Below are 2,575 nucleotides of genomic sequence, written 5' to 3'. Positions count from 1 at the left end.
GCTTTCAGGGCGTCCACGTCCAGCAGCGCCCGGATGGCCTTGGCATTGCGGCCCCGGGCGGCGGTGATGGCCTCCTTCAGCGTGCCGTCAAAGGCCAGGTCCGCCAGCTGGGCCGCATGTTCCCTGGCTTGGGCGTCCAGCTTGCCCTGGAGGGCCGCCACCTGCCCCTGGAGGTCCTTCACGTCCAGCCCCTCAAAGGCTTTCAGGCCCTCCTGGGCGGTGGCCAGCTGGGCCTTGATGGAGTCGTAGTCGGCAAAGGGCTTCACCGCCGCCTCCAGGTCCCGGGCGTTCTCCGCCAGGATGGCGTCCACCACCTCCTTGGGCAGAGGCGCGTCCCCTGCCTTGAAGTTCTGCAAAAATTCCGCTTTCATGGGCTGCTCCTTTCTGATGTTCAAAATAAAAAGAGCCAATTACCGAGGTGTCCTCGATAACTGGCTCCTATTGCCCTTCCCCCGCCACAATCGGCGAGGGGCTGTATTTGATTGTCTCCTTCATCTCAATGACCACGCAGCCGCCGCCCTTTCGCCGGACTTTGGCGTCGTTGCCCCGCTTGATAATGGCCTCGATGGCTTCTATCGTCTTTTTGTCCAACAAATTTTATCACAACCTATTGCATAATCTTCGTTGAGCGTGTATAATAAGTATAGGACGATTGCGTCTCAAACCGGAAGATGATCCTTTGCCCGTATTGGCAGGGGCGGCACTTCCGGTTTTACCTTTTGTACCGAAAGATTTTCCTAAGTGTTTCATCCGACACAATCATCATGTCAACTGAGTCCAGCGCAATGCGTTTGACTCGGTCATTTATTGTGTCAATTATCTCCTCAATGGATAATTCGCTGTTTGAGCTATCCAAAATAATTCCACCAGGGGAAGCCTGTATTTGCTTTGCTGCTTCTCGTACAGCACGATCAACAGAGTTCTTGGTAGTAACACCTTTTAGCTCCCATAGATGCTCTTTCCATCTGAAATCAGGTGTTTTATCTCCTTGCTCCTTTGATTCCTTTAGCAATACAATATTCCCGCCAAATGTGCGATGGAGCCAATCAGCCATATTGATTTCGCTCTGATGGCCTTTGATCTGATAGCCGTCTTCATATGTAATAGACCCTTGCCCAGGCGTGGCCATACGCAGATATTCCTCTGTCACATCCCCGGATACCAGCTTGGCTGGGGCTTTCGGCTGGGGGACAGGTAGGGGCGTTCCGGTCATCTCTGGTATCTCCTTCGAACTGTTTTGTCCTATTATACCAGATTTCGCCTGTTGCGCAAGGGCCTTAACTCCAGACTTGGCTAACTTCGTGGGGGCAGCAGTACCAGGGGCGGTTGTGGATGGTCTTAATCATGGAACTACCTCCGGCATCTCCTTGCCTGTTGCAAGGCACTCTTTGATAAATCCAACAAACTCGTCATAGGTCATTGCATCGTAATTAAGCTCGTCATAGCCATGCGGCCATGCGCCAGAAAACATTTGCCCGTATTGACGGACCAGTTCTTTCAACTCATCCGTTATCTTTCCGTTCCACATCATGACATCAGTCCCTTCAATGCAATTCTAGCACTTTCAGAGAAATCAGGAAAGATATTTTTTAGCATTTTTATAACATCTGGATTGTTTTCAAACTGAATTCGTCCAAACTGCGCCCATGCTTCTGCTTCCAGAGTACCTGGCGTTTGCCAATATTTTGTTCTGTGCCCGTAGCCAAATTTCACGGTGCCGTTTGTAAGCCCACTAAAAATGTCCGATATACCTCGATACTCTGGCTTAAAAACGTATTCCCCAGTCAGAGGATCTTTTTGAAACGCAACGGGAAATTGGCCTAAAAGATATGACTTAATATCGCCGTTACACTTTACATTGAGCGAAGCATAATCTTTTGACAGGGATTTTGTGAAATTTTTGCTTATCTTGTATTTCTCGTCAAGTTTGTGGAATAATTCATGCGCCAGCGTAGACGAATTCGCCCTTGCACCAACATAGACAATATCTTTCGCAAAGCCATTTGAGTAGTAGGAACGTTTTTCACTGCTCAAAGCATAGTCGCTTTTGCGATAAATCTTCCGTAAAACTTCTTTCGTATCTGTTGATGCTCTTGTAAGTCCCTCTCGGAATGACTTTTGCATTTCTTTTGGCAATCCGTCAAAGCCTACCACTCGGTGGCCTCCCAAAACACCTTTGATCGTCCGCCGTACAGTATCGCCGATATCACTTTCCAACAACTGTTTGGGTCTCTCCCCAAACCCCGCCGTCTCCGTCCGCTCATACTGGGTCTTGAGGCCGGTATCCTTGGAGAACTGAACGTAACGCTGGCGGAGGAGGGTCAGCTTAGACTGGTCCTGGGCCAGCTTTTCGGTATCCCCGGCAGCTTCATCCACCAGGCAGCGCCGCTTCTGCTTCCGGATGGACCGCTCCAAACTGCGCTGCATCTGGGCCGCCTCATAGCCGGTGTAGTGAACGCCGTCCACCGTGACGCCCTTCTCGTTGTCTGTGCGGAACTTTTCCAGCTCCTCCCTGGAGTGCTGGGGGCGGCTGATCCCCAGGATGATGGGGAAGGCGGTGTGGCCGCAGTTCAGG

General features: G+C 51.0%; 5 protein-coding genes. All 5 read right to left on the bottom strand.

Features of this window, described 5'->3' with window-relative positions; all coding sequences use genetic code 11:
- The coding region (locus D1646_RS21550; RefSeq protein WP_201754800.1) for a phage scaffolding protein at nucleotides 1-371 on the bottom strand (371 nt) is incomplete at its 3' end.
- Between the two features lie 67 nt (nucleotides 372-438).
- Nucleotides 439-594 carry a hypothetical protein gene (locus D1646_RS21545; protein ID WP_160638411.1) on the bottom strand — a complete coding sequence of 52 codons (156 nt, stop codon included), beginning with the start codon at nucleotides 592-594 and terminating at the stop codon, nucleotides 439-441.
- 118 nt (nucleotides 595-712) lie between these two features.
- Nucleotides 713-1,213 (bottom strand): hypothetical protein, encoded by a 501-nt coding sequence (locus D1646_RS21540; protein WP_160638410.1) that lies wholly within the window; start codon nucleotides 1,211-1,213, stop codon nucleotides 713-715.
- 129 nt (nucleotides 1,214-1,342) lie between these two features.
- A complete protein-coding gene (locus D1646_RS21535; protein WP_160638409.1) occupies nucleotides 1,343-1,531 on the bottom strand; it encodes a hypothetical protein in 189 nt (62 codons plus the stop codon).
- Nucleotides 1,528-2,575 (bottom strand): phage minor capsid protein (locus D1646_RS21530; RefSeq protein ID WP_243154292.1); only part of this gene is annotated, 1,048 nt, incomplete at its 5' end. The genes D1646_RS21530 and D1646_RS21535, both read right to left, overlap by 4 nt.

The sequence above is a fragment of the Pseudoflavonifractor sp. 60 genome, from assembly GCF_009911645.1.
Taxonomy (GTDB): Bacteria; Bacillota; Clostridia; order Oscillospirales; family Oscillospiraceae; genus Lawsonibacter.
This window is presented reverse-complemented; position numbering and strand designations above follow the sequence as displayed.